Origin of the sequence: Mesorhizobium sp. M1088 (genome assembly GCF_040318575.1) — a bacterium.
GTDB lineage: Bacteria > Pseudomonadota > Alphaproteobacteria > Rhizobiales > Rhizobiaceae > Mesorhizobium.
This window is the reverse complement of record NZ_JAMYMO010000001.1, coordinates 382,988-408,112: the sequence shown is the minus strand read 5'-3', so window position 1 is coordinate 408,112 and position 25,125 is coordinate 382,988. Positions and strand designations below refer to the sequence as shown.

24 protein-coding genes are annotated in these 25,125 nt (G+C 63.4%); 10 read left to right on the top strand and 14 right to left on the bottom strand.

From position 1 onward, the window contains the following. Nucleotides 1-12: 12 nt before the first annotated feature. The 4 genes from NKH49_RS02100 to NKH49_RS02085 all read right to left on the bottom strand — a co-directional run bounded on the left by NKH49_RS02100 (nt 13) and on the right by NKH49_RS02085 (nt 6,025). A complete protein-coding gene (locus NKH49_RS02100) occupies nt 13-984 on the bottom strand; it encodes an NAD-dependent epimerase/dehydratase family protein (protein ID WP_352925112.1) in 972 nt (323 codons plus the stop codon). 109 nt (nt 985-1,093) lie between these two features. Beyond that, nucleotides 1,094-4,552, bottom strand: a complete 3,459-nt coding sequence (smc, locus tag NKH49_RS02095) for a chromosome segregation protein SMC (protein WP_352470638.1) — start codon at nt 4,550-4,552, stop codon at nt 1,094-1,096. Between the two features lie 117 nt (nt 4,553-4,669). Beyond that, on the bottom strand, nt 4,670-5,395 hold the full coding sequence (locus tag NKH49_RS02090; protein WP_023674158.1) for a DsbA family protein: 726 nt from the start codon (nt 5,393-5,395) through the stop codon (nt 4,670-4,672). Between the two features lie 129 nt (nt 5,396-5,524). Continuing rightward, entirely contained in the window at nt 5,525-6,025 is a 501-nt protein-coding gene (locus NKH49_RS02085) for a DUF721 domain-containing protein (protein ID WP_352612433.1), read from the bottom strand. A 49-nt stretch (nt 6,026-6,074) separates the two neighbouring features. Between NKH49_RS02085 and mutY the strand changes: the two genes are divergently transcribed. Further along, complete coding sequence (gene mutY, locus NKH49_RS02080) at nt 6,075-7,187, top strand: A/G-specific adenine glycosylase (RefSeq protein ID WP_352612431.1); 1,113 nt, start codon at nt 6,075-6,077, stop codon at nt 7,185-7,187. An 11-nt stretch (nt 7,188-7,198) separates the two neighbouring features. Further along, on the top strand, nt 7,199-7,810 hold the full coding sequence (locus NKH49_RS02075) for an HAD family hydrolase (protein WP_352470642.1): 612 nt from the start codon (nt 7,199-7,201) through the stop codon (nt 7,808-7,810). A gap of 65 nt (nt 7,811-7,875) precedes the next feature. Here the strand turns inward: NKH49_RS02075 and NKH49_RS02070 are convergent, their stop codons facing one another. Next, the gene (locus tag NKH49_RS02070; protein WP_352470643.1) at nt 7,876-9,009 is read right to left on the bottom strand and encodes a site-specific DNA-methyltransferase; all 1,134 of its coding nucleotides are present in this window, start codon (nt 9,007-9,009) and stop codon (nt 7,876-7,878) included. Nucleotides 9,010-9,189: 180 nt separating this feature from the next. Here NKH49_RS02070 and NKH49_RS02065 point away from each other — a divergent pair, with 180 nt between their 5' ends. Beyond that, nucleotides 9,190-9,879, top strand: coding sequence for an HAD family hydrolase (locus tag NKH49_RS02065; RefSeq protein WP_023674153.1), 690 nt, complete (start codon nt 9,190-9,192; stop codon nt 9,877-9,879). Nucleotides 9,880-9,917: 38 nt separating this feature from the next. Here the strand turns inward: NKH49_RS02065 and NKH49_RS02060 are convergent, their stop codons facing one another. Continuing rightward, on the bottom strand, nt 9,918-10,616 hold the full coding sequence (locus NKH49_RS02060; protein WP_352612429.1) for a hypothetical protein: 699 nt from the start codon (nt 10,614-10,616) through the stop codon (nt 9,918-9,920). A gap of 128 nt (nt 10,617-10,744) precedes the next feature. Between NKH49_RS02060 and thrC the strand changes: the two genes are divergently transcribed. From thrC to NKH49_RS02040, 4 genes are read left to right on the top strand one after another with little or no spacing between them, the layout of a single operon-like run. Further along, complete coding sequence (gene thrC, locus NKH49_RS02055) at nt 10,745-12,142, top strand: threonine synthase (RefSeq protein WP_352501950.1); 1,398 nt, start codon at nt 10,745-10,747, stop codon at nt 12,140-12,142. 14 nt (nt 12,143-12,156) lie between these two features. Continuing rightward, entirely contained in the window at nt 12,157-13,449 is a 1,293-nt protein-coding gene (locus NKH49_RS02050; protein WP_352612426.1) for a M16 family metallopeptidase, read from the top strand. 15 nt (nt 13,450-13,464) lie between these two features. Continuing rightward, nucleotides 13,465-14,061: a GNAT family N-acetyltransferase gene (locus tag NKH49_RS02045; protein WP_352470647.1), complete on the top strand. Its 597-nt coding sequence runs from the start codon at nt 13,465-13,467 to the stop codon at nt 14,059-14,061. 2 nt (nt 14,062-14,063) lie between these two features. Next, on the top strand, nt 14,064-16,952 hold the full coding sequence (locus tag NKH49_RS02040) for an EAL domain-containing protein (RefSeq protein ID WP_352612424.1): 2,889 nt from the start codon (nt 14,064-14,066) through the stop codon (nt 16,950-16,952). A 23-nt stretch (nt 16,953-16,975) separates the two neighbouring features. On the opposite strand, the gene NKH49_RS02035 is transcribed toward NKH49_RS02040, so the two are convergent. Continuing rightward, nucleotides 16,976-17,584: a YqgE/AlgH family protein gene (locus tag NKH49_RS02035; protein WP_031211061.1), complete on the bottom strand. Its 609-nt coding sequence runs from the start codon at nt 17,582-17,584 to the stop codon at nt 16,976-16,978. A gap of 147 nt (nt 17,585-17,731) precedes the next feature. Here NKH49_RS02035 and NKH49_RS02030 point away from each other — a divergent pair, with 147 nt between their 5' ends. From NKH49_RS02030 to NKH49_RS02020, 3 genes are all read left to right on the top strand, one after another. Beyond that, on the top strand, nt 17,732-18,538 hold the full coding sequence (locus tag NKH49_RS02030; protein WP_352612422.1) for a protein-disulfide reductase DsbD domain-containing protein: 807 nt from the start codon (nt 17,732-17,734) through the stop codon (nt 18,536-18,538). A gap of 82 nt (nt 18,539-18,620) precedes the next feature. Continuing rightward, nucleotides 18,621-19,121, top strand: coding sequence for a peroxiredoxin (locus NKH49_RS02025; RefSeq protein WP_352612420.1), 501 nt, complete (start codon nt 18,621-18,623; stop codon nt 19,119-19,121). A 147-nt stretch (nt 19,122-19,268) separates the two neighbouring features. After that, on the top strand, nt 19,269-19,748 hold the full coding sequence (locus NKH49_RS02020; protein ID WP_352612418.1) for a DUF2938 domain-containing protein: 480 nt from the start codon (nt 19,269-19,271) through the stop codon (nt 19,746-19,748). An 18-nt stretch (nt 19,749-19,766) separates the two neighbouring features. Here NKH49_RS02020 and rnhA read toward each other — a convergent pair whose 3' ends face one another. From rnhA to NKH49_RS01985, 7 genes are all read right to left on the bottom strand, one after another. Continuing rightward, a complete protein-coding gene (gene rnhA / locus NKH49_RS02015) occupies nt 19,767-20,306 on the bottom strand; it encodes a ribonuclease HI (protein ID WP_352501954.1) in 540 nt (179 codons plus the stop codon). After that, on the bottom strand, nt 20,303-21,265 hold the full coding sequence (locus NKH49_RS02010) for a homoserine kinase (protein WP_352612415.1): 963 nt from the start codon (nt 21,263-21,265) through the stop codon (nt 20,303-20,305). The genes rnhA and NKH49_RS02010 overlap by 4 nt, the downstream gene beginning before the upstream one ends. A 5-nt stretch (nt 21,266-21,270) precedes the next feature. Further along, nucleotides 21,271-22,275: a 4-hydroxy-3-methylbut-2-enyl diphosphate reductase gene (gene ispH / locus NKH49_RS02005; protein WP_254818458.1), complete on the bottom strand. Its 1,005-nt coding sequence runs from the start codon at nt 22,273-22,275 to the stop codon at nt 21,271-21,273. 107 nt (nt 22,276-22,382) lie between these two features. Beyond that, complete coding sequence (locus NKH49_RS02000; protein ID WP_352612413.1) at nt 22,383-23,138, bottom strand: SURF1 family protein; 756 nt, start codon at nt 23,136-23,138, stop codon at nt 22,383-22,385. Next, the gene (locus tag NKH49_RS01995; protein WP_352470653.1) at nt 23,135-23,521 is read right to left on the bottom strand and encodes a DUF983 domain-containing protein; all 387 of its coding nucleotides are present in this window, start codon (nt 23,519-23,521) and stop codon (nt 23,135-23,137) included. Before NKH49_RS01995 ends, NKH49_RS02000 begins: the two co-directional genes overlap by 4 nt. An 82-nt stretch (nt 23,522-23,603) precedes the next feature. Beyond that, on the bottom strand, nt 23,604-24,485 hold the full coding sequence (locus NKH49_RS01990; protein WP_352449883.1) for a cytochrome c oxidase subunit 3: 882 nt from the start codon (nt 24,483-24,485) through the stop codon (nt 23,604-23,606). Nucleotide 24,486: 1 nt separating this feature from the next. Then, nucleotides 24,487-25,119, bottom strand: coding sequence for a cytochrome c oxidase assembly protein (locus tag NKH49_RS01985; protein ID WP_352612410.1), 633 nt, complete (start codon nt 25,117-25,119; stop codon nt 24,487-24,489). Nucleotides 25,120-25,125: the final 6 nt, after the last annotated feature.

The following is a 25,125-nucleotide window of genomic DNA, read 5'->3' as shown; positions in this document are numbered from 1 at the left end:
GAGCGGTGCAAATCACTGCTTCGAGTACGGCCGGTACCAGTCGACAAACTTCTTCAGCCCGTCCTCTATCGAAACGCTAGGCTTGAAGCCGAAATCCCGCTCCAGCGCGGTCATGTCGGCGTAGGTCTTCTCGACGTCGCTCGCCTGCATCGGCTCGTTGTGGCGGATTGCCTTGACCTTGAGCAGCCTTTCCAGAATGTCGATGAAGTCGCCCAGACGCACCGGCCGGTTGTTGCCGACATTGTAGAGCCTGTTCGGCGGAACGTCAGCCGCCGGCGGCTTGTCGAGCACGGCGACAACCGCCTTCACAACATCGTCTATGTAGGTGAAATCGCGCCACATTTCGCCATTGTTGAAGACCCGGATCGGCTTGCCCTTGAGCATCGCCTGGGTGAACATCCAATAGGCCATGTCGGGACGGCCCCAGGGACCGTAGACCGTGAAAAACCGCAGGCCGGTCTGCGGTATGCCGAACAGATGGGCGTAGGTGTGGCTCATCAACTCATCGGCTTTCTTGGTGGCGGCGTAAAGCGAAACGGGCTTGTCGACCTGATCGGCTTCGCTGAACGGCACGCTGCGGTTGCCGCCATACACCGAGCTCGACGAGGCATAGACCAGATGCTCGAATGCCGGTTCGGCGCGACAGAATTCGAGCACTTCGAGGTGGCCCATGACATTGGAGCGGATATAGAGCCGCGGATTGTCGAGTGAGTGGCGCACGCCCGCCTGCGCGGCAAGGTGCACGATCCTAACGATGCCTTGCCCGGCCAAAGCGGCTGCAAGCGCGCCCTGTTCGGCAATATCGATCTGGTGGAACGAAAAATCCTTATGGGGCAGAAGGCCGGCAAGCCGCCCCTTTTTGAGCGCCAGGTCGTAATAGTCGTTCATGTTGTCGACGCCGACGACCGCTTCTCCCCGGTCGAGCAGATGGTGGCAAACGTGGCTGCCAATGAACCCCGCGGCTCCGGTGACAAGTATAGGCAACAAGCTTCTCCACGCGCATAGCCGGGCCGGTATCTGGAGCGGCAGATCCGGCCCATTTTGTCGTGCTATAGTCGAAAGCCGAGGTGGAGACCACCATTAAGCTGATGCGTCAGCTTGCCTCGCGCATGGCTTCGGCCGCCTGCAGGTCAACCGACACCAGTTGGCTGACGCCTTGCTCGGCCATGGTCACCCCAAACAGCCGGTCCATGCGCGCCATGGTGATCGGGTTGTGTGTGATGATGACGAAGCGCGTTTCGGTGGTTGCGGCCATTTCGTCCATCAGATTGCAGAAACGCTCGACATTGTGGTCATCGAGCGGCGCGTCGACTTCGTCGAGCACGCAGATCGGCGCCGGGTTGGTCAGGAACACGGCGAAGATCAGCGACATCGCCGTCAACGCCTGCTCGCCGCCGGACAGCAGCGTCATCGTCTGCGGCTTCTTGCCGGGCGGACGCGCCAGGATCTCGAGCCCCGCTTCGAGCGGATCGTCGGACTCGATCAGTTGCAGCTCGGCGGTGCCGCCGCCGAACAGATGCGAAAACAGCCGTTGAAAATGGCCGTTGACCACCTCGAAGGCGGCGAGCAGCCGCTCGCGGCCTTCGCGGTTCAGGCTATGAATCGCCTGCCGCAGCTTGCGGATCGCCTCGATGATGTCGTCGCGCTCGGAGACGATGGTCTCCAGCCGGTCCGACAGTTCCTTCTGCTCCTCCTCGGCGCGCAGATTGACGGCACCGAGCCGTTCGCGTTCGACCTTCAGCCGGTCGAGCTGACGCTCGATCTCGGCCATTTCGGGCATCGGGCTGTCGGGTTCGAGGCCGGTGTGGCGGATCACCAGATGCGGCGGCGTGTTCAGCGTTTCCTGGATGCGCGCCTCGACTTCCAGCCGACGCTCGTCGGCGGCGGTCAGCCGCTCTTCGGCGCGAACGCGGGATTCGCGCGCCTCGGCCAGCGACTGGATGGCAGCAGTCGCAGCCTTGTCCAGCTCGGACTGGCGGTTCTCCGCTTCCTGCAAGCGGTCGCCCGCCGCCTTGCGCAGGCTTTCGGCCTCGGCGAGTTGCGACAGCAGGGCGCGCCGCTTGGCGTCGATCTCGTCGGGGGCGTCGGCCAGTTGCTCGCGCTCGGCCTCGGCCTCCGCCTTGCGTTCGCCGAGCGCCGCGATCTGTGTCGAGGCGTTTTCGGCTCGCTCCACCCAGTTGCACCGTTCCGCGCCGATGGCATCGAGCCGACGCGCACGTGCCTCGGCTTCCCGCCTCAGGCCCTCGTGAACGGCACGCGCATCGGCAAGGGCGGCGCGGTCGCGGGCGACGTTGGCCGCCGACTGCTCGAGCTGCAATTGCAGATCGCCGAGATCGGGCGCGTCCTGCAGCAGCATTTCCGCCTCGACGAATGCCGCCGCCGTTTCCTCATGGCTGTCGACAATGCGTGCGCGCGCCTCGTCAAGTGCTGCACGCCGGCTCGACAGCTCGCCGCCGGCTCTTTCGGCCTCGGCCAGCGTATTGCGGGCAGCATCGAGCCCGTGCTGGGCATCGCGTCCGGCCTGTCGGGCGTTGCGTTCGGCCTCGCTCGCCTGGGCACGCGCCTGTTCGGCCCGGGCAAGGGCTTGTTCAGCTTCGCGCAGGGCGCGCGTGGCATGGACTACTTCGGCATCGAGCTCGGCCAGCCGGTTTTTCTGCGCCAGCCGCTGCGCGGCGGCGGTCGGGGCATCGGCGCTGGCGGTGAAGCCGTCCCAACGCCAGAGCGCGCCTTCGCGGCTGACCAGCCGTTGACCGGGAGCAAGCAACGTCTGCAGCCGTCTTCCGTCGGCGGCTTCGACAATGCCGATCTGGGCCAGCCTGCGGGCCAGCTGTGCCGGCGCACGCACAACGCTGGCGAGGCTCCTTATGCCTTCGGGCAATGCGGCGTCGGCAGGCTGGATTTCGCTCTGGCCCCAATGCACCGGCGCACTGCGGTCGAGCGGCACGTCGAGATCTTCGCCAAGCGCGGCACCCAGCGCCGTCTCGTAGCCACGCTCGACGCTGATCTGCTCCAGCACCGAGGGAAATAGATCGCCGCTGGCGGCGTTGAGGATCTTGGCCAGCGTGCGGGCCTCGGTTTCGATCCGCGCCAGCTCGGCCTTTGTGTCCTGAACCGGTGGGCGGGCAGCACTTTCGTCTGCACGCGCCTCGGCGACCGCCTGTTCGGCGGCAATGGCGGCTGCCTCGGCCTTTTCGAGCAGCGCCAGCGCCTGATCGACCAGTAGCCGCTTCTCGGCGGGATCGGGCAGGCCGGCGACCCTGGAGACGATCTCCGACAGTTCGCGGTCGACATCGGCAAGCTGGCGGGCAAAGCGGTCGCGGCGCTCAGCGGTGTCGCGCAGCGTCCGTTCGATCTGGTTGCGCGAGGCGGCAGCCTCCGCCCGTTCGGCGGTCAGCGCGGCGAGCCTGACCTCGCTCGAGGCAAGCGTCGATGCCGCCTGCTCGAAAGCCGCGCGGGTGCTGGCCTCGCGCTCGGCGGCGCCGGCGTTTTCGGCATTGAGCGCGGCTTCTTCGGCGGCGAGGCGTTCGAGGATATCCGCATTATCGCGGACCATGCGCTCCTCACGGGCAAGGTCGCCATCGAGCTGTTGCAGTCGGCGGTCGAGCTCTGCCTGGCGGGCGCGGATGCGGCCCGCCTCTTCCTCGATCTGCGCCTTGGCGATCGACAGACGCTGGAAGGCGGCGGCGGCAGCGGCTTCCGCATCGCGCAAGTCCGGCAGCCGGTGGGCGTTGATACCTTGTTCCCTGGCGGCAGCCATCTGGGCGGCGGCACGGTCGCCGACCAGCGCGGTGGCAATCGCCAGCGCCGAACGCGCTTCCCCTTCCTGCGTCTTGGCCAGCGTCCAGCGCAGATGCAGCAGCGTCGCTTCGGCCTTGCGGATGTCGGCCGACAGGTTCTTGAAGCGCGAGGCCTGGCGGGCCTGGCGTTTCAGGCTTTCAATCTGGCTTTCCAGCTCGCCGACGACGTCGTCCAGCCTTTCGAGGTTCTGTTCCGCCGCCTTCAGCCGCAGCTCGGCTTCGTGGCGGCGCGTATGCAGGCCGGAAATTCCGGCCGCCTCTTCCAGCAGCGCGCGGCGCGCCTGCGGCTTTGCCTGGATCAGCTCGCCTATGCGGCCTTGGCCGACCATCGAGGGCGAGCGGGCGCCGGTCGACTGGTCGGCGAACAGCAGCTGAACGTCCTTGGCGCGAGCCTCCTTGCCGTTGATGCGGTAGAGCGAGCCGGCCTCGCGCTCGATGCGGCGCGAGACCTGCAACTCATCGGCGTCGTTGAAGGCGGACGGCGCGGTGCGGTCGCTATTGTCGAGGAACAGCGTGACTTCGGCGGTGTTGCGGGCCGGACGCGTTCCCGAGCCGGAAAAGATGACGTCGTCCATGCCGGACGCACGCATGTTCTTGTAGGAGCTTTCGCCCATAACCCAGCGCAGCGCCTCGACCAGGTTCGACTTGCCGCAGCCGTTCGGCCCGACTATGCCGGTCAGGCCGCGTTCGATGACGAACTCGCCGGGTTCGACGAAGGATTTGAAGCCGAGCAGGCGAAGGCGCGAGAACTTCATTCGCGCCGGCCCATAGCCAAGTTTCGCAACGCTGTTCCGCGGTTTTGCAAGGAGACCCCGCGGCAAGACAAAGAAGTGCGCACGCCGAAGCGACGCCGCTTCGGCGCTGCCGAAACGTCAGAGCAGAGGGTCGATGATGGCCGACATTTCCGCAATCGACATCGCCCCTTTGTAGGTCTTTCCGTTGATGAAAAAGGTCGGTGTGGAATCGACCTTGAATTCGTCGGCGCCGCGCTTCTGGACGGATCTCACATCGTCCAGAAGTTTCTGGTCCGTCAAGCAGGCCTCGAAGGACTCCTGTGTAAAACCGGCAAGCTTGGCGATTTGCAGCAGTGCGTCCTTGGTATTGTTCACACCAACCCAGTTCGCCTGCTGCCTGAACAGCACGTCGACCATCGGGAAATAGTTGTCCTTGGAGCAGCGCGCCAGCATGAAACCGGCCTCGGCGCTGGGATCGAACGGAAACTCGCGCAGTATGTAACGGGCCTTGCCGGTGTCGATATATTTCGTCTTCAGCTCCGGAAAAGTGGTCTCGGCGAAATGCGCGCAATGCGGGCAGGTCATCGATGCATATTCGACTATGGTGACCTTTGCATCGTCCTTGCCGAGTTGCATGTCGGGCAATGCGCCGGGCTTCAGCAGTGCCGCCATATCGACCGTGCCCTGAGCCTCCGGCGCCGCCGCGGCGGCCGGAGCGGCCGGCTTCGCAGGTTCCGGAGCCGCAGGCTTCACATCCTGCGCCTCGGCTTTCTCGCCCGAGTCGCTGCAGGCGGCAAGCAGCGCCACCGCTGGTATTGCGGCCAGCGAAGTCAAAAGGTTTCTGCGGGACAAGGAACGGATCATACGAATCACCTGGCAATAGTTGGATTTTGCAATGCAAAGTCTACAAAAAGCGAGAGTTGGCGCGAATTAAGGCATTACCGCCCCTATTCCAATCGCCAAATCCGGGCATACCATCACGATAGCGCGAGATCACGGTTTCTTTTGACCGAGAATGGTGGCGCCAAGCCGCTCTAGCGAGGCGCGCAGCCCGCCGTCCTCGATCAAACCAACGGTGCCCGACAGCTTCGCTTTCTCGGCCGCAGTCAATGGCCGCAAACTGGGTTTCGGCTTGTCCTTGCCCGCCATTACCGGCTTCTGCACGATCCTGATCCGACCGATCGCATTGAAACCGAGGAAGGCGTTGACCCGGTTGATGATCTGGCCGGTCTCGTGCTGCAGATGCAGCGCCGCCACACCCTCGCAGGCAATCACCAGCACCGCCGGTTCGAAAGGATCGTCCTCATGTATGCGGCGCGGCCACTGGATCTTTTCCGGGCGCGAGCGGCCGGCAAGCCGCGGCCCGGCAATTTCTTCCCATGACTGGACCAGTCCGATCGACATACCGGCCCGTTTGCGCAGCACTGGGTCGAGGATCTCGGTTGCGAGATCGCTCACCGGAACGGGATTGCCGAAGGGCCTTTTCCCTGCCATGTGCGTTCTCCAGCTTCAGCACCAGTGGATTAGGGCCGACCCTCGATCAATGGCACTGCACGACCAGACCCGCAAGGCCGTATCCGGAGACAATGTCGAGATCGCCTCCCGGCTGCTTGCCTGGTACGACACGCATCACCGCGACTTGCCCTGGCGCGTTTCGCCGCGCGCGCTGGCGGGCGGAGCGCGGCCCGATCCCTATCTGGTCTGGCTTTCCGAGGTGATGCTGCAGCAAACCACGGTCGAGGCGGTAAAATCCTATTTTCGGGCGTTCGCAGAGAAATGGCCAACGGTCCAGGCGCTGGCGGCGGCACCGACCGAAGACGTCATGAAGGCCTGGGCCGGGCTCGGCTATTATTCCCGCGCTCGTAACCTCAAAGCCTGTGCCGATCTCGTCGCGCGGCAAGGCGGCCGCTTTCCTGACAGCGAGTCCGGCTTGAAGGAACTGCCCGGCATCGGCGCCTATACGGCGGCGGCGATCGCAGCGATCGCCTTCGACCGACCAGCCGCGGTCGTCGACGGCAATGTCGAACGGGTCGTCTCACGGCTGTTTTCGATCGCCACGCCGCTGGGCGAAGCCAAGGGCGAGATACGCGGCCAGGTCGAACGCATGGTTCCCCCGACAAGGCCCGGCGACTTCGCGCAGGCGATGATGGACCTGGGCGCGACGATCTGCACGCCGCGCCGGCCCCGCTGCATTCTGTGCCCTGTTCGGGTGGACTGCAGCGCCACGATTTCGGGCGACCCCGAACGCTTTCCGGTCCGCCTGCCCAAGGCCGAAAGACCCTTACGCCGCGGTGCCGCCTTCGTTGCCGTCAGGTGCGACGGCGCCATCCTTCTGCGCAAGCGCGCGGACAAAGGCCTGCTCGGCGGCATGACTGAGGTGCCGACGACCGGCTGGACGGCGCGCATAGACGGCGCTACCACGGAAGCGGCGGCCCCGCTCCCCGGCAACTGGCAGCAGGCCGGACGCATCGGCCATATCTTTACCCATTTTGCGCTTGAACTCGACGTGTTCAAGGCGGAGACCGACGTTGCCGCCCCGGTCGGGCATTTCTGGTCGCTGGCCCATGAAATTTCCGGGGAAGCGCTGCCGAGCGTCATGAAAAAGGTAATCGAAGCGGCGATACCGGGCGCGACGAAAAAGCAGCGGCCGCGTTGAAAGAGAGAAGAATGACTGAAATCCGCCACATCGTTTTCGACATCGGCAAAGTGCTGATCCACTATGATCCGGACCTGCCCTTCAGTCGCTTGATCCCCGATCCCGACGAACGGAAATGGTTCTTCGACAATGTCTGCACGCATGATTGGAACATCGAGCAGGATCGCGGCCGCAGTTGGGAAGAGGCCGAAGCGCTGGCGATCGCGCAATATCCCGAGCACGCCGAAAATATCCGCAATTTCCGCCGGCACTGGCACGAGATGGTGCCTCACGCCTATGAGGACAGCGTCGCCATCATGATCGGCCTGATCGACAGCGGCCATGACGTGACGATGCTCACCAATTTCGCTGCAGATACGCTCGCCGAGGCCCGCGAGCGCTTCGATTTCCTCAATCGGCCGCGCGGCGTCACCGTTTCCGGCGACATCCGCCAGATCAAGCCGGATCGCGCCATCTATGACCACCACGTCGCCGCGTTCAGCCTCGAGCCGTCAGCGACGCTGTTCATCGACGACAGCCAGAAGAACGTCGACGGCGCCAAGGCGGCGGGCTGGCAGTCGGTGCTGTTCACCGATGCAAAGACGCTCAGGGCGGACCTTGAGAGTCTTGGGATCAAAGTGTGATTTGAATCGGTTCCAGGAGTTGGTTGAGCCTTCGCATTAACCGATCTGCCGCAACTCGGAAGCCGTCAGGCGCCCGCCCGCTCCATGCCTAGCCGAGCAATGCGGCGAAGCTCGTCGATCGGGGTCAGGCCGCCGCTGCGCTCATAATGCCAGAAGGTCCATCCGTTGCAGGCGTCCAGCCCCTGGACCTCGGCGCCGATCTTGTGGATCGACCCGGCACTGTCGCCGATGGCCAGCGTGCCGTCGGCGCGCACTTTTGCCGCCCAGCGCTTCTTGGCGTCGTAGAGCGTGGCGCCTGGCGCCACCAGGCCATTGTCGAGAAGGGTGACGAAGGCGACGCGCGGCTCGGCGCGCTTGCCGGTCAGTACCGTCAAATTGGCGCCTTCCAGCGGCCGGACCGCATCGATACGTTCCATGGCGGCATCGATATAGGTTTGTTCGCGCTCGATGCCGACGAAGTGGCGGCCAAGCCGCTTGGCCACAGCCCCGGTGGTGCCTGAACCGAAGAACGGGTCGAGCACGATGTCGCCCGGCCTGGTCGATGCCGTCATGACGCGGGCAAGCAACGCTTCCGGCTTCTGCGTCGGATGCAATTTGTCACCATTGTCGTTCTTCAGGCGCTCGCCGCCGGTGCAGATCGGAAACAGCCAGTCCGAGCGCATCTGGACGTCGTCGTTCGACGCCTTCAGCGCCTCGTAGTTGAATGTGTAACCCTTGCCCTTCTGGTCGCGCGATGCCCAGATCATCGTCTCATGCGCGTTCTGGAAACGGCGGCCACGGAAATTCGGCATTGGATTGGTCTTGCGCCAGACGACGTCGTTGAGGATCCAGAAGCCCAGGTCCTGCATCTTGGCGCCGACCCTGAAAATATTGTGGTAGGAGCCGATAACCCAGATCGTGCCGTTGGGCTTCAACACACGGCGCGCCGCCAGCAGCCAGGCGCGGGTGAAGGCGTCGTAGGCCTCAAAACTGTCGAACTGGTCCCAATGGTCGTCGACGGCATCGACCTTGGATTGATCGGGCCGGTGCAGATCGCCATCGAGCTGCAAATTATAGGGCGGATCGGCGAAGATCACGTCGATCGACTTTTCCGGCAGCCGTTCGAGCGCGGCGACGCAGTCGCCCTTCAGGATCGTATCCAGCCACTCGGATTGCTGGGGAACATCGGAAAGCTCGTCGAGAAGACGCACGGCAGACATTGTGACACCCAAGGCACGCGTTACTGTTTACTGTCCGTTATGGTTACCGATCAGCGTAAATATTCAGTGAAGCAGCCCGCCGAATTTGCGAAGCCCGGCCTGTTGGTGTATGCCGCGCCGCCTGAGCCGTTTGGACCAAAAAGCCCTCGGCATTCCCTTCATCCCGCTTTCCGGATCACCATGCCCCAGCCAGACCTTGTCATCTTCGATTGCGACGGCGTGCTCGTCGATTCCGAAATCATCGCCGCGCGGATCGATGCCGAGCTGTTGACCTCGGCCGGCTACGAGATATCGGCCGAGGAGATTTCCGAGGTCTATGCCGGGTTGACTTTCAAGGACATCATGATGCGGGTCGAGGAAAAGTCCCGGATCCCGTTCCAGGCCTCGCTGATCGACAAGGAGGAACAGCTGGTCGATCGTAGGCTGCGCAGCGACGTGCGTGCCATCGACGGGGCGCACGAGGCTGTCGCCGCGGTAGCAGTGCCGCGCTGCGTCTGTTCGAATTCGCGCTCGGAGCGGATCGAATTCATGCTGGAGAAGGTGCAGCTTTTGCCGTTCTTTGCCGGCCGTATCTTTTCCTCGCTGGAAACCCCGACCGGGAAATCCAAGCCGGCGCCGGACGTGTTTCGGTTCGCCGCGGAAAAGCTCAAGGCCGATCCTGCGAACACCTTTGTCATCGAGGATTCGGTGCATGGCGTCACCGGCGCCAAGACGGCGGGAATGCGCGTCATCGGCTTCACCGGCGCGGCGCACAGCTATCCCGGCCACGCCGATGCGCTGACCGAGGCCGGCGCGGAAACGGTCATCCGCCGCTGGGCGGAGCTGAAAAGCGTGATCGCCGCGCTGTCGGAATGGTCGGCGGACGCCTGAGAGGCCGCCTCCAACCGCCGTGGCACGAATGCAGCGGCTTAGTTGGTCGCGGCGGCTTTCTTCTTCCTCGGCTTGTCTGTCGCTACTTTCGAAGCGCCCTCGTCATACCCGGCATATGCCTGGTAGTCCTTCGCCGTCGGCTCCGGAACGACGACGTTGGAATCGGTGAAGACGAACTGCGTGGCACTCGAAGGATCGGTAACCTGGACCTGATAGGAGTGAAGCTGCGAATAGAGAACTTCGGTGCCGTGCATCACCGCGATGCGGATCGGCATGGTGATGGTCCCGGGGGTGAACATCGGGCCAGGCACGACCTTGCCGGCGACGGCTATCTTCATCGACAAGGAGCCGTTGGCGCGGCTGCAGTCGCGGGTCACATCGGTGATCGAAGCCTGATAGATGATCTTGGCGGAATCGTCCGGCTGATCGACGCCTGCCGCGTCCACTGCCGGCTGGGCGGCTTCCTCGGCGGCAACATCGGGTTTTTTCTTCGGCTTCGGACCGCTCTTGGCGTAGGTATTGAAGAAGGCGGTGCCGTCACGCAACGTCACTTTCGGGCAATAGGCCTGCAACTGGCTGGAAAGCACCTTTGGATCGGGTGGCGGTGGCGGCGTCGCATCCTTTTTGCCGAAGCCGAGAATTCCATTGTCGCTCGATTGGCAACCTGCGGCGGCAAGCATAAAGCCGGTGAGCGCCACACCCGCGACAAAACGACCGTTGAATGAATGAAACGCCATGAACTGCACTTCCCTCTCGCAAAGCCGGTGACGTATATCAACCGCGCGGCAAAAATGCGACTGATCCAGCGCAGAAATCCACCACCTCGCGGCGGGCGAAAATTCCCGGCAGCAATGGAAACGTGACGATGCAATATGTGAGTACCCGCGGGGAAGCGCCCGCGCTTGGATTTTCCGACGCGGTGCTGGCCGGACTGGCGCGCGACGGCGGGCTCTACCTGCCGAGCGCCTGGCCGCATTTTTCCGCAGCCGAGATCCGCGCCATGCGCGGCCTTGCCTATCCCGATCTTGCCATCCGCGTGCTGTCGCCGTTCCTCGGCGGCGAGATCGCGGCGCCGGTGTTCGAACGGCTGGTGCGCGAAGCCTATGCAACCTTCCGCCATGAGGCCGTCTGCCCGCTGGTGCAGACCGGGCCGAACAGCTTCGTGCTCGAGCTCTTCCACGGCCCGACGCTCGCTTTCAAGGACGTGGCGATGCAGCTTCTTGCACGGCTGATGGACCATGTGCTGGCCGAGCGTGACCAGCGCGCCACCATTGTCGGCGCCACCTCCGGCGACACCGGAGGGGCCGCCATCGATGCCTTTGCCGGGCGCAACCGCACCGACATCTTCGTGCTTTTCCCGCACGGCCGCGTCTCGCCGGTACAGCAGCGGCAGATGACGACCTCGACCGCCGCAAACGTCCATGCGTTGGCGATCGAAGGCAATTTCGACGACTGCCAGAGCCTGGTAAAGGACATGTTCAACGACCACGGTTTTCGTGACCGGGTATCGCTGTCCGGCGTCAACTCGATCAACTGGGCCCGCATCATGGCCCAGATCGTCTATTATTTCTCCTCCGCGCTGTCGCTCGGCGCGCCCGACAGGCCGGTTTCCTTCACCGTGCCGACCGGCAATTTCGGCGACATCTTCGCCGGCTATGCCGCCAAGAAGATGGGGCTGCCGATCGAACGGCTGATCATCGCCACCAACGACAACGATATTCTGGCGCGCACGCTGGCAACCGGCGAATACCGCATGAAGGGGGTCTTTTCGACCACGTCCCCCTCGATGGACATCCAGGTGTCTTCGAACTTCGAACGCTTGCTGTTCGAAGCGTCCGGCCGCGATGCCTCGGCCGTGCGGCGCTACATGAACGGGCTCAAGCAGTCCGGCGCCTTCACCATCGAGGCCGGCGAAATCGCCAAGATCCGGTCCGAATTCGACGCCGGCCGCGCCACCATGGACGAGGTCGCCGCCACCATCCGCACCACACTTGCGGCGAGCGGCTATCTGCTCGACCCGCATACCGCCGCGGCCGTGCATGTGGCCGCCGGCAAGGCTGCGGGTGAGGTGCCGATGGTGGTGCTGGGCACTGCGCACCCGGCAAAGTTTCCCGCCGCCGTCGAAGCCGCCAGCGGCGTGTCGCCTGCCCTGCCTGCATGGCTAGGCGGGTTGATGAGTGCCGAGGAAAAATACACGGTACTTCCATCCGACCTGAAAATGGTGGAAGATTATGTCGGCCGCCACACGCGGGCGGCGCGTTAGGGAGTAATTGCCATATGGGTGTTGAGGTAAGCCGTCTGTCGAACGGCCTGACAGTCGCCACCGAAACCCTTCCAAGCCTCGAATCTGTTGCCCTTGGCGCCTGGGTCAAGTCGGGCGCACGCAACGAGCGTGACGAAGAGCACGGAATGGCGCACTTGCTCGAGCACATGGCTTTCAAGGGCACCAGTCGGCGAAGCGCCTTCGAGATCGCCTCGGAGATCGAGGACGTCGGCGGCGAGATCAATGCCGCCACCAGCGTCGAGACGACCTCCTATTATGCAAGGGTTCTGAGCGACGACGTGCCGCTGGCCGTCGATATCCTTTCCGACATCCTGCAGGAATCCGAATTCGATCCGCAGGAGTTGGAACGAGAGCAGCATGTGATTCTGCAGGAGATCGGCGCCGCGCACGATACGCCCGACGACGTCGTTTTCGATCACTTTACCGAGACCGCCTTCCGCCACCAGACTATCGGCCGCTCGATTCTTGGCACGCCGGAAACCGTCAAATCCTTCACTTCGAAGCAGCTGCACGACTTCATCGAACGACAGTACGGCGCCGAGAACATGGTGATGGTGGCGGCCGGCGATATCAAGCACGACGATTTCGTGCGGGAGGTCGAAAAGCGTCTCGGCAGCTTCCGCGGCAAGGCCGACGGCACCATCCCGCAATATGCGCAGTATGTCGGCGGCGATTTTCGCGAGGACCGCGACCTGATGGACGCGCAGATCGTGCTGGGTTTCGAGGGCCGCGCCTATCACGTCCGCGATTTCTACGCCTCCCAGGTCCTGTCGATGATCCTGGGCGGCGGCATGTCGTCGCGGCTTTTCCAGGAAATCCGCGAGAAACGCGGCCTGTGCTATTCGGTCTACGCCTTCCATTGGGGTTTTTCCGACACGGGCGTCTTCGGGGTCCATGCGGCGACCGGACAAAGCGATATTGCCGAGCTGGTGCCTGTGATCATCGACGAGCTGCAAAAGGCCGGTGAAAACATCCTGCAGGAGGAGCTCGACCGGGCGCGTGCGCAGTACCGCGCCGGGCTGATCATGTCGGCCGAGAGCCCGGCCAGCCGCGCCTCGCAGATCGCCAGGCAGTTGCTTCTGTTCGGCAGGCCGATAGCCAAGGAAGAGTTGATGGAGCGGCTGTCGGCGCTGACGGTCGAGCGGCTGACGGACCTGTCGTCGCGGCTTTTTTCGACCAAGCCGACGCTTACAGCCGTCGGGCCGGTGGGTACGCTCGCGCCCTATGAGGCGATCCTCGATTCGCTTTCGGGCACGCAGACCACTGCCCGCAAGCTCGCCGTCTAAGCCTACTCGAGCGTCGTGTTCGCGCTCCCTTTCTTTCGCCGCGACCTGCCGGCACTGAAGGGCGAGCTTGTCACGCTGCGCGTACCGCTGACCAACGACTATCGCGAGTGGTCGGTGCTGCGCAGTGAAAGCCGCGCCTTCCTTGAGCCGTGGGAGCCGCGATGGACCCCTGACGAACTCGACCGCACGGCGTGGCGGCATCGTATCGGGCGCTACCGCGAGGACTACGCGCAGGGGACGGCGATCGCCTTCTTCATCTTCGAGAAAAGCAGCGGCAAGCTGGCCGGCGGTATCACCCTCGGCAATATCCGCCACGGGGTCGCCCAAAGCGGCCATATCGGCTACTGGATCGGCGAGCGCTTCAGCGGACGCGGCCTGATGACCGATGCCGTAAGAGTGGTGACGCGTTTCGCCTTCGAAACGCTGCGATTGCACCGGATCGAAGCTGCCTGTATTCCCGACAACGCCCGGTCGATCCGCGTGCTTGAAAAAGCCGGATTCCGGCGCGAAGGACTGCTACGATCCTATCTCAGGATCAACGGCATCTGGCAGGACCATTACCTATACGCCCGAATCGCGGACGATCCGCCGGGCGTTGGAACAAAGGGCTGATTTTGACGAATTTTCTGCGCAAGGGGTCGCTGCTTGCCTTTATGCTGGCGGCAATCGTCACGCTCTGCGCGGCGTCCTCGGCCTTTGCCGTAGAACCGATCAAGATCGCCCGCGACGACGTTGCGCTCGATCTTTCGGGGGCCGTCTTGATCTACCGGAACCAGGGCGAGAATTTTCAGGTGTCGACCGCGCCAGGCCCGGACGGCATCGTGCGGCGCATCGAGGTCGAGGCAAATGATGCGCGCTCGAGCGGTGACTGGGCGGTGTTCGCGCTGGCCAATACCACCGACCAGCAGCTCGACAGGCTGATTGTCGCACCGCATTTCCGGCTGGTGAATTCCGGCCTGTTCTGGCCGGATCTCGGCTCGACCCGTATCGCCGCGATCACGCCCAGCGAAGGCTTTGCGCTCGACCGCCAGACCAGCCCCGACGCCGACGTGTTCCGGGTGACGTTGAACCCCGGAACGGTGATTACCTTCATCGCCGAGCTCGCCTCGCCCAAGCTGCCGCAGGTCTATCTGTGGGACCCTGAATCCTACAAGGACTCGGTCAATTCCTACACGCTGTTTCGTGGCATCGTCATCGGCATTGCCGGCCTGCTGGCGCTGTTCCTGACCATTCTTTTCGTCGTCAAGGGGACCTCGATGTTCCCGGCAACGGCGGCCCTAGCCTGGGCGGTGCTTGCCTATATCTGCGTCGATTTCGGCTTTCTCAACAAGATCATAGAGATCTCACCCGGCAATGAGCAGATGTGGCGCGCCGGAACGGAGGTGGCGCTCGCGGCGACCTTCGTGGTGTTCCTGTTTGCCTATCTCAACCTCAACCGGTGGCACGGCCATTTCAGCTACGGCGCGCTGGTCTGGATTCTCGGGCTGGTGCTGATCGCCGGTGTCGCCATCATCGATCCGGCGGTCGCCGCCGGCATTGCCAGGCTGTCCTTCGCCGCCACCGCGCTGACCGGGCTCGGCCTGATCATCTTCCTCGGTATCCGCGGTTACGACCGCGCCATCATGCTGGTGCCCAGTTGGGTGATGGTTCTGCTGTGGCTATGCGGATCGTGGATGGCAATCACCGGCATGCTGGACAACGATATCGCCCAGCCGGCGCTGGGCGGCGGGCTGATCCTCATCATCCTGCTGATCGGCTTCACGGTGATGCAGCACGCTTTTGCCGGCGGCGCCCTGCATCAGGGCCTGTTCTCCGATCTCGAGCGGCAGGCGCTGGCGGTTGCCGGATCGGGCGATACCGTGTGGGACTGGGACGTGCTGCGCGACCGCGTCGTCACTCGTCCCGACGTCAGCAGTCAGCTCGGCCTTGCCCCCAACAGTCTCGGCGGGCCCGCCCGCAACTGGCTGCCGGTGCTGCATGCCGACGACCGCGACACGTTTCGCACGACACTCGACGTGGTGCTCGAGCACCGGCGCGGCCGGGTGTCGCAAAACTTCCGCCTGCGCGGCGCCGACGGGCACTATCACTGGTTTTCGCTGCGCGCCCGGCCGGTGATCGGCTCGGACGGCGAGGTCATCCGCTGCGTCGGCACCATGGTCGACGTGACGGAGCAGAAGAAGTCCGAGGAACGGCTGCTGCATGACGCCGTGCACGACAATCTGACCGGCCTGCCCAACCGCGAGTTGTTCATGAACCGGCTGGAGGCGATCATTTCGATCGCCCGCACCGAAGAGAAGGTGCGCCCGACCGTCTTCGTCATCGACATAGACCGCTTCAAGCAGGTCAATGACGGGCTCGGCATCTCGGCCGGCGATACCATCCTTTTGACTATCGCGCGGCGGCTGCACCGACTGCTCAAGCCGAAGGATTCGCTGTCGCGCTTTGCCGGCGACCAGTTCGCGCTGATGCTTTTGTCGGAGCAGGATCCGGCCCGCATCGCGGCCATTGCCGATGCCATCAAGCACGCCATCAACAACCCGATCACCTTCGCCAAGCGCGAGATCGTGCTGACGGCCTCGATCGGGCTGATCACCTGGACCGCCACGCAGACCTCGGCCGAGGACATGGTCAAGGATGCCGAGCTTGCCATGCATCAGGCCAAGCGCTTCGGCGGCGACCGGATCGAGCCGTTCCGTCCCGCCTTCCGCACCGTCGGCACCGACCGGCTGCAGTTCGAGTCCGATCTGCGCCGCGCCATCGAACGACGCGAATTCACGCTTGCCTACCAGCCGATCGTGCGGCTGGAGGACGGCAGCGTCGCAGGCTTCGAAGCGCTGCTGCGCTGGGACCATCCGCGTCGCGGCATGATCCCGCCGGCTGATTTCATTCCGGTCGCCGAAAACTGCGGCCTGATCGTGCAGCTTGGGCTGTTCGCCATGCAACAGGCTGCCGAAGACCTGGCGGGATGGCAAAAGCAGATCGGCGATGCGCCGCTGTCGGTCTCGGTCAATCTGTCCAGCCGTCAGCTCATCCGCCGCGACCTGGTCAGCGACGTCCGCTCGGTGATCGCGCGAGCCAACCTGAAACCGCGCTGCTTCCGGCTCGAACTCACCGAATCGCTGGTGATGGACAATCCCGAGCAGACCGCCCATGTGCTGACCAAGCTGAAGCAGCTTGGCATCGGCCTGTCGCTGGATGATTTCGGCACCGGCTATTCATCGCTGGCCTATCTGACGCGCTTTCCATTCGACACCATCAAGATCGACAAGAGCTTCGTCGACGACGCGACGCCGAAACGTGCGGTGCTGCTCAAATCCATGGTCAATATGGCGCATGAACTCGGCCTGTCGGTTGTCGCCGAAGGCATTTCGGACGAGAGCGATGCGCTGGAGTTGCGGCAGATGGGCTGCGAGTACGTGCAGAGCTTCATGTTCGGCGCGCCGATGCCGGGCGACCAGGTGCTGAAGACGCTGAAGGAACAGTATCCGTTGACCCAAGCGTGACAAGTTTCAGGACGTAATGAGGTTCAGGCGTGACCGGCAGCCAGGCTGAGATGCGCGAGATCAATGCCGATCGAGGCGAGGATCCGGTCATATTTGCGATCGATGTCGGCGTCGAACAGAAGCTCGGCACTTGCCGGGCAAGTCAGCCAGCCATTCTCGACGATCTCGTTTTCAAGCTGGCCCGCACCCCAGCCGGCATAGCCAAGCGCCATCAGAGCCCGCCGGGGTCCGCGGCCGGAGGAGATGGCGCGCAATATGTCGACGGTCGCGGTCAGACAGACATCGTCGGACACGGCGAGCGAGGATTCCACCCGGTAGTCGCCCGAATGCAGAACGAAGCCGCGGCTACGATCCACCGGTCCGCCATTGCGCACGACGAAGTCGCGCGCCGGTGGCGGCAGGCGAATTGCCTCCAGCTCGTTCATGATGCCGAGTTGCACGAGCAGGTCCGGAAACAGCATCTGCTGCGTCTGGTTGATGATCAGCCCCATCGCGCCTTCGTCGCTGTGCGCGCAAATGTAGATGACAGAGCGCGTGAAGCGGTCATCCTTCATGCCGGGCATGGCAATCAGGAACTGATCGTCGAGAAAGCCGGGTCCTGCGGCCGTCCTTTTATGGCGCAACAAATCCATGGCCACAGCGTAACGCGTTTCCGGGGCGTCGAAAAGATGGGCGGCGCCCGATTTGATCAGGCTCGTAAATCGAAGGTCACGCAAATATGATGCCGGCGGCGTCATGAAATCATTGTGCGGCCATCAACAGACGATCAAATCATTGCCATGCAAAGCTTGAAAATCCTGCTGCTTGGCGTAGCCATTGGATCGGCGACCGGCCTCCCCGCCTCAGCCTCCTCATCGGCCTGGTACAACAGCGAAGGCGGCAGGGTGCGGCTGGTGACGAGCGGCAAGGCCGATGAGGCCGGGCGTCTCCAGGGCGTCCTCGACATTGCGCTGAAGCCCGGCTGGAAGACCTATTGGCGCGATCCGGGCGATGCGGGCGTGCCGCCACAGATCGACGTCTCGGCCAGCACCAACATTGCCGACGCGACGCTTTCGTTTCCGCCGCCGCAGCGCCACGACGACGGCTACGGCAAATGGGCCGGCTACGACCACCCCGTTTCGTTGCCGGTGACGTTCACGCTTGCCGCGCCCGGCCAGCCGGCCGTCATCGATGCGGACATTTTCCTCGGCATCTGCGAAACCATCTGCATCCCGGTGCAGACAAGGCTGACCGTCGATCCCGGCGCCGATCCGGACAACGCCGGGGACGCGGCACTGGTCAAGGCAGGCCTTGCCACCCTGCCTGCCACGGCAACGCCCGATTTCGGCATAAACGTACTGCCGGGCGACCACGAAACGCTGATTGTCGAAGCGAGCTTTCCGGGCAGCCCCGAGGGCGCCGACTTCTTCGTTGCCGGCGAACGCGACTACATGTTCGGTGCCCCGGCACGCAGCGAAAAGGATGGCAAGCTGATCTTTACTGTGCCGATCCTCGACAGGCCGTCGACAACGCCAACCGATGGCGGCCTGCACTACACACTGACAAGTGCCGCAGGCGCGGTCGAAGGCCTGTTGCCATTCCCGTGATGCCAACGTCTGGACGGTTGCCGGGCGCGCCTTAATTCGCTATCGCAAGGACACTCCCTTCCATTTCCAAGCGAGGACCATCATGACGATCTCCGTTGGCGACAAACTGCCCGATGCGACCTTCAAGACAATGACCGCCGACGGTGCAAAGCCGATAACGACGGGCGAGATATTCTCAGGAAAGAAGGTCGTGCTGTTTGGCGTTCCAGGCGCCTTCACGCCGACCTGCAGCAACAATCATCTGCCCGGCTACCTGGACAATTACGACGCCATCCTGGCGCGCGGCGTCGACACTATCGCCGTTGTCTCGGTCAACGATGTTCACGTTATGGGGGCCTGGGCCCGCTTCAGCGGCGGTGAAGGCAAAATCCTTTATCTTGCCGATGGCAATGGCGATTTCGCCAAATCCGTCGGCCTCGACGCCGACCTCTCCAGCGGCGGCATGGGGCTACGCTCGAAGCGTTTTTCGATGATCGTCGATGACGGCAAGGTCACCGCACTCAATGTCGAGACAAAGCCCGGCGTCGACGAATCCGGTGCGGCTCACATTCTCGGACAGCTTTCCGTCCTGGCGACAGCCTAGGCCAGGCACGGCAAAGGGCGCCTTCGAGCGCTCAACGTCCAAAGGACGCTGACTTTGCATCGGCGCATGATCCTTCCGAAAGCCGACCCGGTTTTTCGGGACCATGCGTCGGCCCTTCGGGACTGCTTGCTTCTGGGGACCTCGATTATGTCTGACATCGTCTGGCGCAGCGTCGCGATCGGCATCGGCGCAACCGCGCTTATGGATGTCTGGGCGATTTTCCTGAACAAGGCGTTTGCTCAGCCGCGGCCGAACTGGGGGCTGGTCGGCCGCTGGGTCTGGCATCTCAGGGAAGGCAAGGTCTTCCATGACGACATTGGCGAGGCCTCGCCCTACCCGCATGAATCAGTACTTGGCTGGGCCTTTCATTATGCTGTCGGCATCGTCTACGGCGTCATACTGGTCGTGCTGGCCGGAACGGCCTGGCTCACCGCGCCGACCTTCCTGCCGGCTTTTATGCTCGGCATCGTCACCGTCGGCGCCGGGTGGTTTCTGCTGGCGCCCGGCCTGGGCGCCGGCTGGGCCGCTTCGAAGCGGCCCAATCCGATGCAGGTCCGCGCCCTCAATCTTGTGTCGCATACGGTGTTTGCCATCGGACTGTTCGGCACCGCCCTTCTGATCCGCTGACACGCCAGTTCAACCGGATCAATAACTCTGGGTCGAGCGCCGAACCTTCTTGGCCGCCGATTGCCTGGACTGGGTGCCTTCCTCCGGCGGCACGGACGCGAGCACGGGTTTCGCCGACTTCGTCTTGAATGGCGCCATGCCGAGCCGCGCCAATTCGTCGGCGCGCTCGTTCTCGGGATGGCCGGCATGGCCCTTGACCCAATGCCAGGTGACCTGGTGGCGGTTGCGCGCAGCGTCGAGCTGCTGCCACAGCTCGGCATTCTTCACCGGCTGCCTGGCGGCGGTCTTCCAGCCGTTGCGCTTCCAGCCGTCGATCCAGCCGAAAATACCGTCCTTGACGTAGTTGCTGTCGGTATAAAGATCGACGACGCAAGGCTCCTTGAGCGCATTGAGCGCCGAGATGGCCGCCAACAACTCCATGCGGTTGTTGGTGGTCAGAGCCTCGCCACCATGGAGCTCCTTGATTGCGCCGTTGAAGCGCAGGATTGCGCCCCAGCCGCCAGGCCCGGGATTGCCCGAACAGGCACCATCGGTGAAGATTTCAACGCGCTTGGTCATGTCAGTCCATATTCGGAAGGAGAGTTGATCGCCCGGTGGAAGCGCATCCGGCGGATATACTCGGTCGGGTCGCGTTTCATCACCAGGCCGCCGTCCGGGACCGTCAGCCAGTCGTAGAGCCGGGTCAGCATGAAGCGCAGCGCCGAACCGCGCGCCAGCATCGGCAGCGCAGCTTTCTCGTCACTGCTCAACGGCCGCACGCTTTGGTAGCCGGCAAGCAGCGCCGTGCCCTTGGTCAGATTGAAGGAAAAATCCTTCTCGAAGCACCAGGCGTTCAGGCACGTGGCAACGTCATAGGCATAGAGGTCGTTGCAGGCGAAATAGAAGTCGATCAGCCCGGACAGTTTCTCGCCGAGGAAAAACACATTGTCCGGGAAAAGATCAGCATGGATGATGCCTTGCGGCAGACCGTTCGGCCAGTTCCGCTCGAAATCGGCGAAATCGGCATCGACCTCGGCCGCCAGTCCCGGCTCGACCTCGTCGGCGCGGGCGCGGGCGGCATTCCACAGCTTGCGCCAGCCATCGATGGCAAGGGCGTTGGGGCGGGTCATCGGAAAATCCGCGCCGGCGAGATGCAGTGCCGCCAGCGCCTTGCCGACCTCGCCGCAATGTGCAGCCGTCGGCCCCCGCAGCGACAGGCCTTCGAGAAAGGTGATGATGACCGCCGGCCGGCCGGCAAGTGTTCCGATCACACCGCCATCATGTGCGGTGACCGGGAGCGGGCACGAAATGCCCTTTCTGGCGAGGTGGGCCATGAGGCCGAGAAAGAACGGCAGGTCAGCCTTGTCGACGCGCTTCTCGTAAAGCGTCAGGATGTAGGAGCCGCTGCTGGTGTGCAGCAGAAAATTCGAGTTTTCGGTGCCTTCGGCGATGCCCTTGTAGGACAAGAGGTCGCCGACCGGATAGTTCCTGAGGAATGCGCCGAGCTCGCCCTCGTTGACGTCGGTGTAAACCGCCATCGTTGCTACGCGGCCCCGTTGACGAAGGCCATGTCGGCAGCCGTCAGTTCGACATCGCGCAACACCCGCATCACCGGAAAGTCCTCCGTCTCCGTCGCCGTCACGGCCAGCTCGATGGTCACGTCGAAGCGCTGCCTGAACGCATCGACGATCTCGTCGACGATGATCTCCGGCGCCGAGGCGCCCGCCGACAGGCCGAGCGTCGAAATGCCGGCAATCTCATTCCACGGAATTTCGGAGGCGCGCTGCACGAGAAGCGACATCGAGGCGCCGGCGCGCTCGGCCACTTCGACCAGGCGCCGCGAGTTGGACGAGTTAGGTGCGCCGACAACCAGGAAGAGATCGGCGCCGGCCGCTGTTTCCTTGACCGCTTCCTGGCGATTGGTGGTGGCATAACAGATCGATTCCGCCGCCGGCGCGTGCAGCTCGGGAAAACGCTGCTGCAGGGCGCGGATGATACCGGCGGTATCCTCGACCGACAGCGTCGTCTGGGTGACGAAGCCGAGCGCTTGTGGGTCTGCGGGCACGAAGCTTGCGGCGTCGGCCTCGGTCTCGATCAGAGTTACCGCGCCGTCCGGCAACTGGCCCATTGTGCCGATCACCTCCGGATGCCCGGCATGGCCGATCAAGAGCACGTGGCGGCCAAGCCGCTGATGGCGCATCGCCTGCTTGTGGACTTTCGAGACCAGCGGGCAAGTCGCGTCGAGATAGAACAGGTTGCGGGACTGGGCGTCGGCCGGCACAGATTTCGGCACGCCATGCGCCGAAAAGACGACCGGGCTCTGGCGATGCTCGGGCGGGATCTCGGAGAGCTCCTCGATGAACACCGCGCCGAGGCTTTGCAGCCCTTCGACGACGTAGCGGTTGTGCACGATCTCGTGGCGGACATAGACCGGCGCGCCGTATTTCTTCAGCGCCAGCACGACGATCTGGATGGCACGGTCAACGCCCGCACAGAAACCGCGGGGCTGGCAGAGCCGGATGGTCAGCGGCGGCTTTGTGTGAAGCATGATTGCATCTTACGCTGATTGTAGGCCGGTTGATCGGACTATAACTTCTGAGCTCAAGGCGCGAAATGAGGTGCGCGGCCCTGCCCTGTCAAGGGTAATGGCGGCGATCATTGGTCTTTCGCCGGGCGGCGGAGCCAGGAGATCAGGACGCCGGCAAGGGCGGCGGCAAGGCCGTACCAGGTTATCGCATATTGCAGATGGCTGTTCGGCAGGTCGATGACGGTGACACCGCCAACCGGCAGCCCGCCGGGGTTGGGCGTGGCGTTCGCATCGATGAAGATCGGCACCAGCGCCGCACCTGTCGGCAGGCCGGCGCTCGAGGCCATCGCGTCACGATCTTTCCAGTAGAAGATATTCTTCTGCGGATCATTGTCGGGAAGCATCATCGAGGGCTTGGCCGGCAGCGGGTTACGGGCGAGCCCCGTCACCGTCACTTTGCCCGTTACCTGTTCCTGCGGCCGCTTGGCTGGATCCTTGAAATCGTAAGGCACGAAGCCGCGGTTGATCAGCACGAAACGGCCATCGTCGAGCTGTAGCGGCGTGAAGACGTCGAAACCGGACTGGCCTTCCCAGGTGGCGAGGAAATGCCGCTCGTCTTGATGCAGGAAAGTGCCGGTCACTATCACCGGCGTGTAGTCCACGTCGCCGGCGGCAGCAAACCGCTTTTCGACCTCGGCCAATGGTACAGGCGCCGAATGCGTACGCTGGTCGATCGTCTGGAGAAGGCCCTCTTTCCAGTGCAGGCGCTGAACCTGCCAGGTGCCGAGCGCCAGCAGGATCAAAAACACGACGATACCCAGGCCGAGCGCCAATGCGCGCTTGGGCCGCGACCGGCCGGCCACCGAACCTGATGCCTCGCTCATTCGCCGCGGTCCAGCCGGCCCTCGGCCGCCTTGTTGCGGTATTGCAGCGTCAGCAGCACGCCCTTGATCAGCCGGAGCGCCGCCAGGCAAAGCACCAGCGTCAGCGGAATCCACAGCAGCAGATGCAGCCAAAGCGGTGGATTGAGCGTCACCTCCATCCACAACGCCAGGCCGACGACGATGAAGCCGATGATCAGGATAACGAACACCGCCGGCCCGTCACCAGCATCGGCGAAAGAATAATCGAGGCCGCAATTGGTGCAGCGATTGCCGACCGTGAGGAACCCGGAGAACAGCTTGCCCTCGCCACAGCGGGGGCAGCGGCCATGCAAGCCGGCCGAGATCGGATCGATTGGTGGCCAGATCGCCTTGTCGTCGCTCATGGGATCATCCTAGGAGCATTTGCCGCAAAAGATAAGGCGGCCACGTCGCCGCAGCCGCCTTGTCGATTTCCTCAGTTCGATCTCAGTGCGGTTCGATCATCGCGCCGTTCGATGCCCAGACGTAGATCGAGGCAAACAGGAACAGCCACACCACGTCCACGAAGTGCCAGTACCAGGCGGCGGCCTCGAAGCCGAAATGCTGCTTGGGCGTGAAGTCGCCCTTTATGGCGCGGATCAGGCAGACCAACAGGAAGATCGTGCCGATGATGACGTGGAAACCATGGAAGCCGGTCGCCATGAAGAAGGTGGCGCCGTAGATCGAATCCCTGAAGCCGAACGGCGCGTGCATGTACTCGTAGGCCTGCACCATGGTGAACAGCATGCCGAGGCCGACGGTCAGCACCAACCCATTGATCAGGCCCTTGCGGTCGCCGTGGATGAGCGAGTGGTGCGCCCAGGTCACCGTGGTACCCGACAGAAGCAGGATGACGGTGTTGTAGAGCGGCAGATGGAAGGGGTCGAGAACTTCGAGGCCCTTGGGCGGCCAGACGCCGCCGGTGAAGGCGGTACGGGCGTATTGATGGACCTCGCCCGGAAACAGGCTGGCGTCGAAGAAGGCCCAGAACCAGGCGACGAAGAACATCACCTCGGAGGCGATGAACATGATCATGCCGTAGCGCAGATGCAGCGACACGACACGGGTGTGGTGTCCCTCATGCGCCTCCTTGATCGTATCCGACCACCAGGCGAACATCGTGTAGATGACGATCAGCAGGCCGATGAAGAACAGCCATGGATTGGCGACATTGAAACCGAAGATCGGGAAATCGCCGCCCTTGAGGTATTGCATGTAACAGACGCCGCCGAACGCGGTCACCAGCGCCCCGACGGAGCCCAGGAAAGGCCACGGGCTCGGGTCGACAAGGTGGTAGTCATGTTGTGGTTTTGCGTGTGCGTCTGCCATATCAACCCCCGAGGCTTGCTTCGGTATCTGAAATCTTGTTGCGGTGGCCGTCGGCCGGCACCGATGATGCGACCGGCTTGGTCTTGTCGACCGGGAACATCGTGTAGGACAGGGTAATCGTCGTCAGATCCTTCAATTCCGGCGCGTTGACGATGTCGGGATCGACATAGAAGACGACCGGCATGTCCAGTGTCTCGCCCGGCTTCAGCGTCGTGTCGGTGAAGCAGAAACACTCGACCTTGTTGAAGTAAGGTCCGGCCAGTTCCGGCTGCACGTTGAAGGTGGCGCGTCCAGTGATGGGACGGCTGAATTTGTTGGTCGCGCTGAAATGCGCCTCGGCGGTTTCGCCGATCTTGATCGTGATCGAGCGAGCGACCGGCTGGAATTGCCAGGGAACGCCGGCGGTGTTGGCGTCGAAGCGGATGGTGATGTCGCGATCGAGCACCCGATCGGCATATTGCTGGGTCGCCCGTTTGACGGTGCCGCCGTAGCCTGTCGCCTGGCAGAACATCGCGTAGAGCGGCACCGCGGCGTAGGCCATGCCGATCATGCCGCCGAAGAACGCGATGCAGACGCCGGCGACGACGCGGTTCGTATTCTTCTTCTTAGGATCGGTGACTGTTTGCCTGGTCATGTTAAG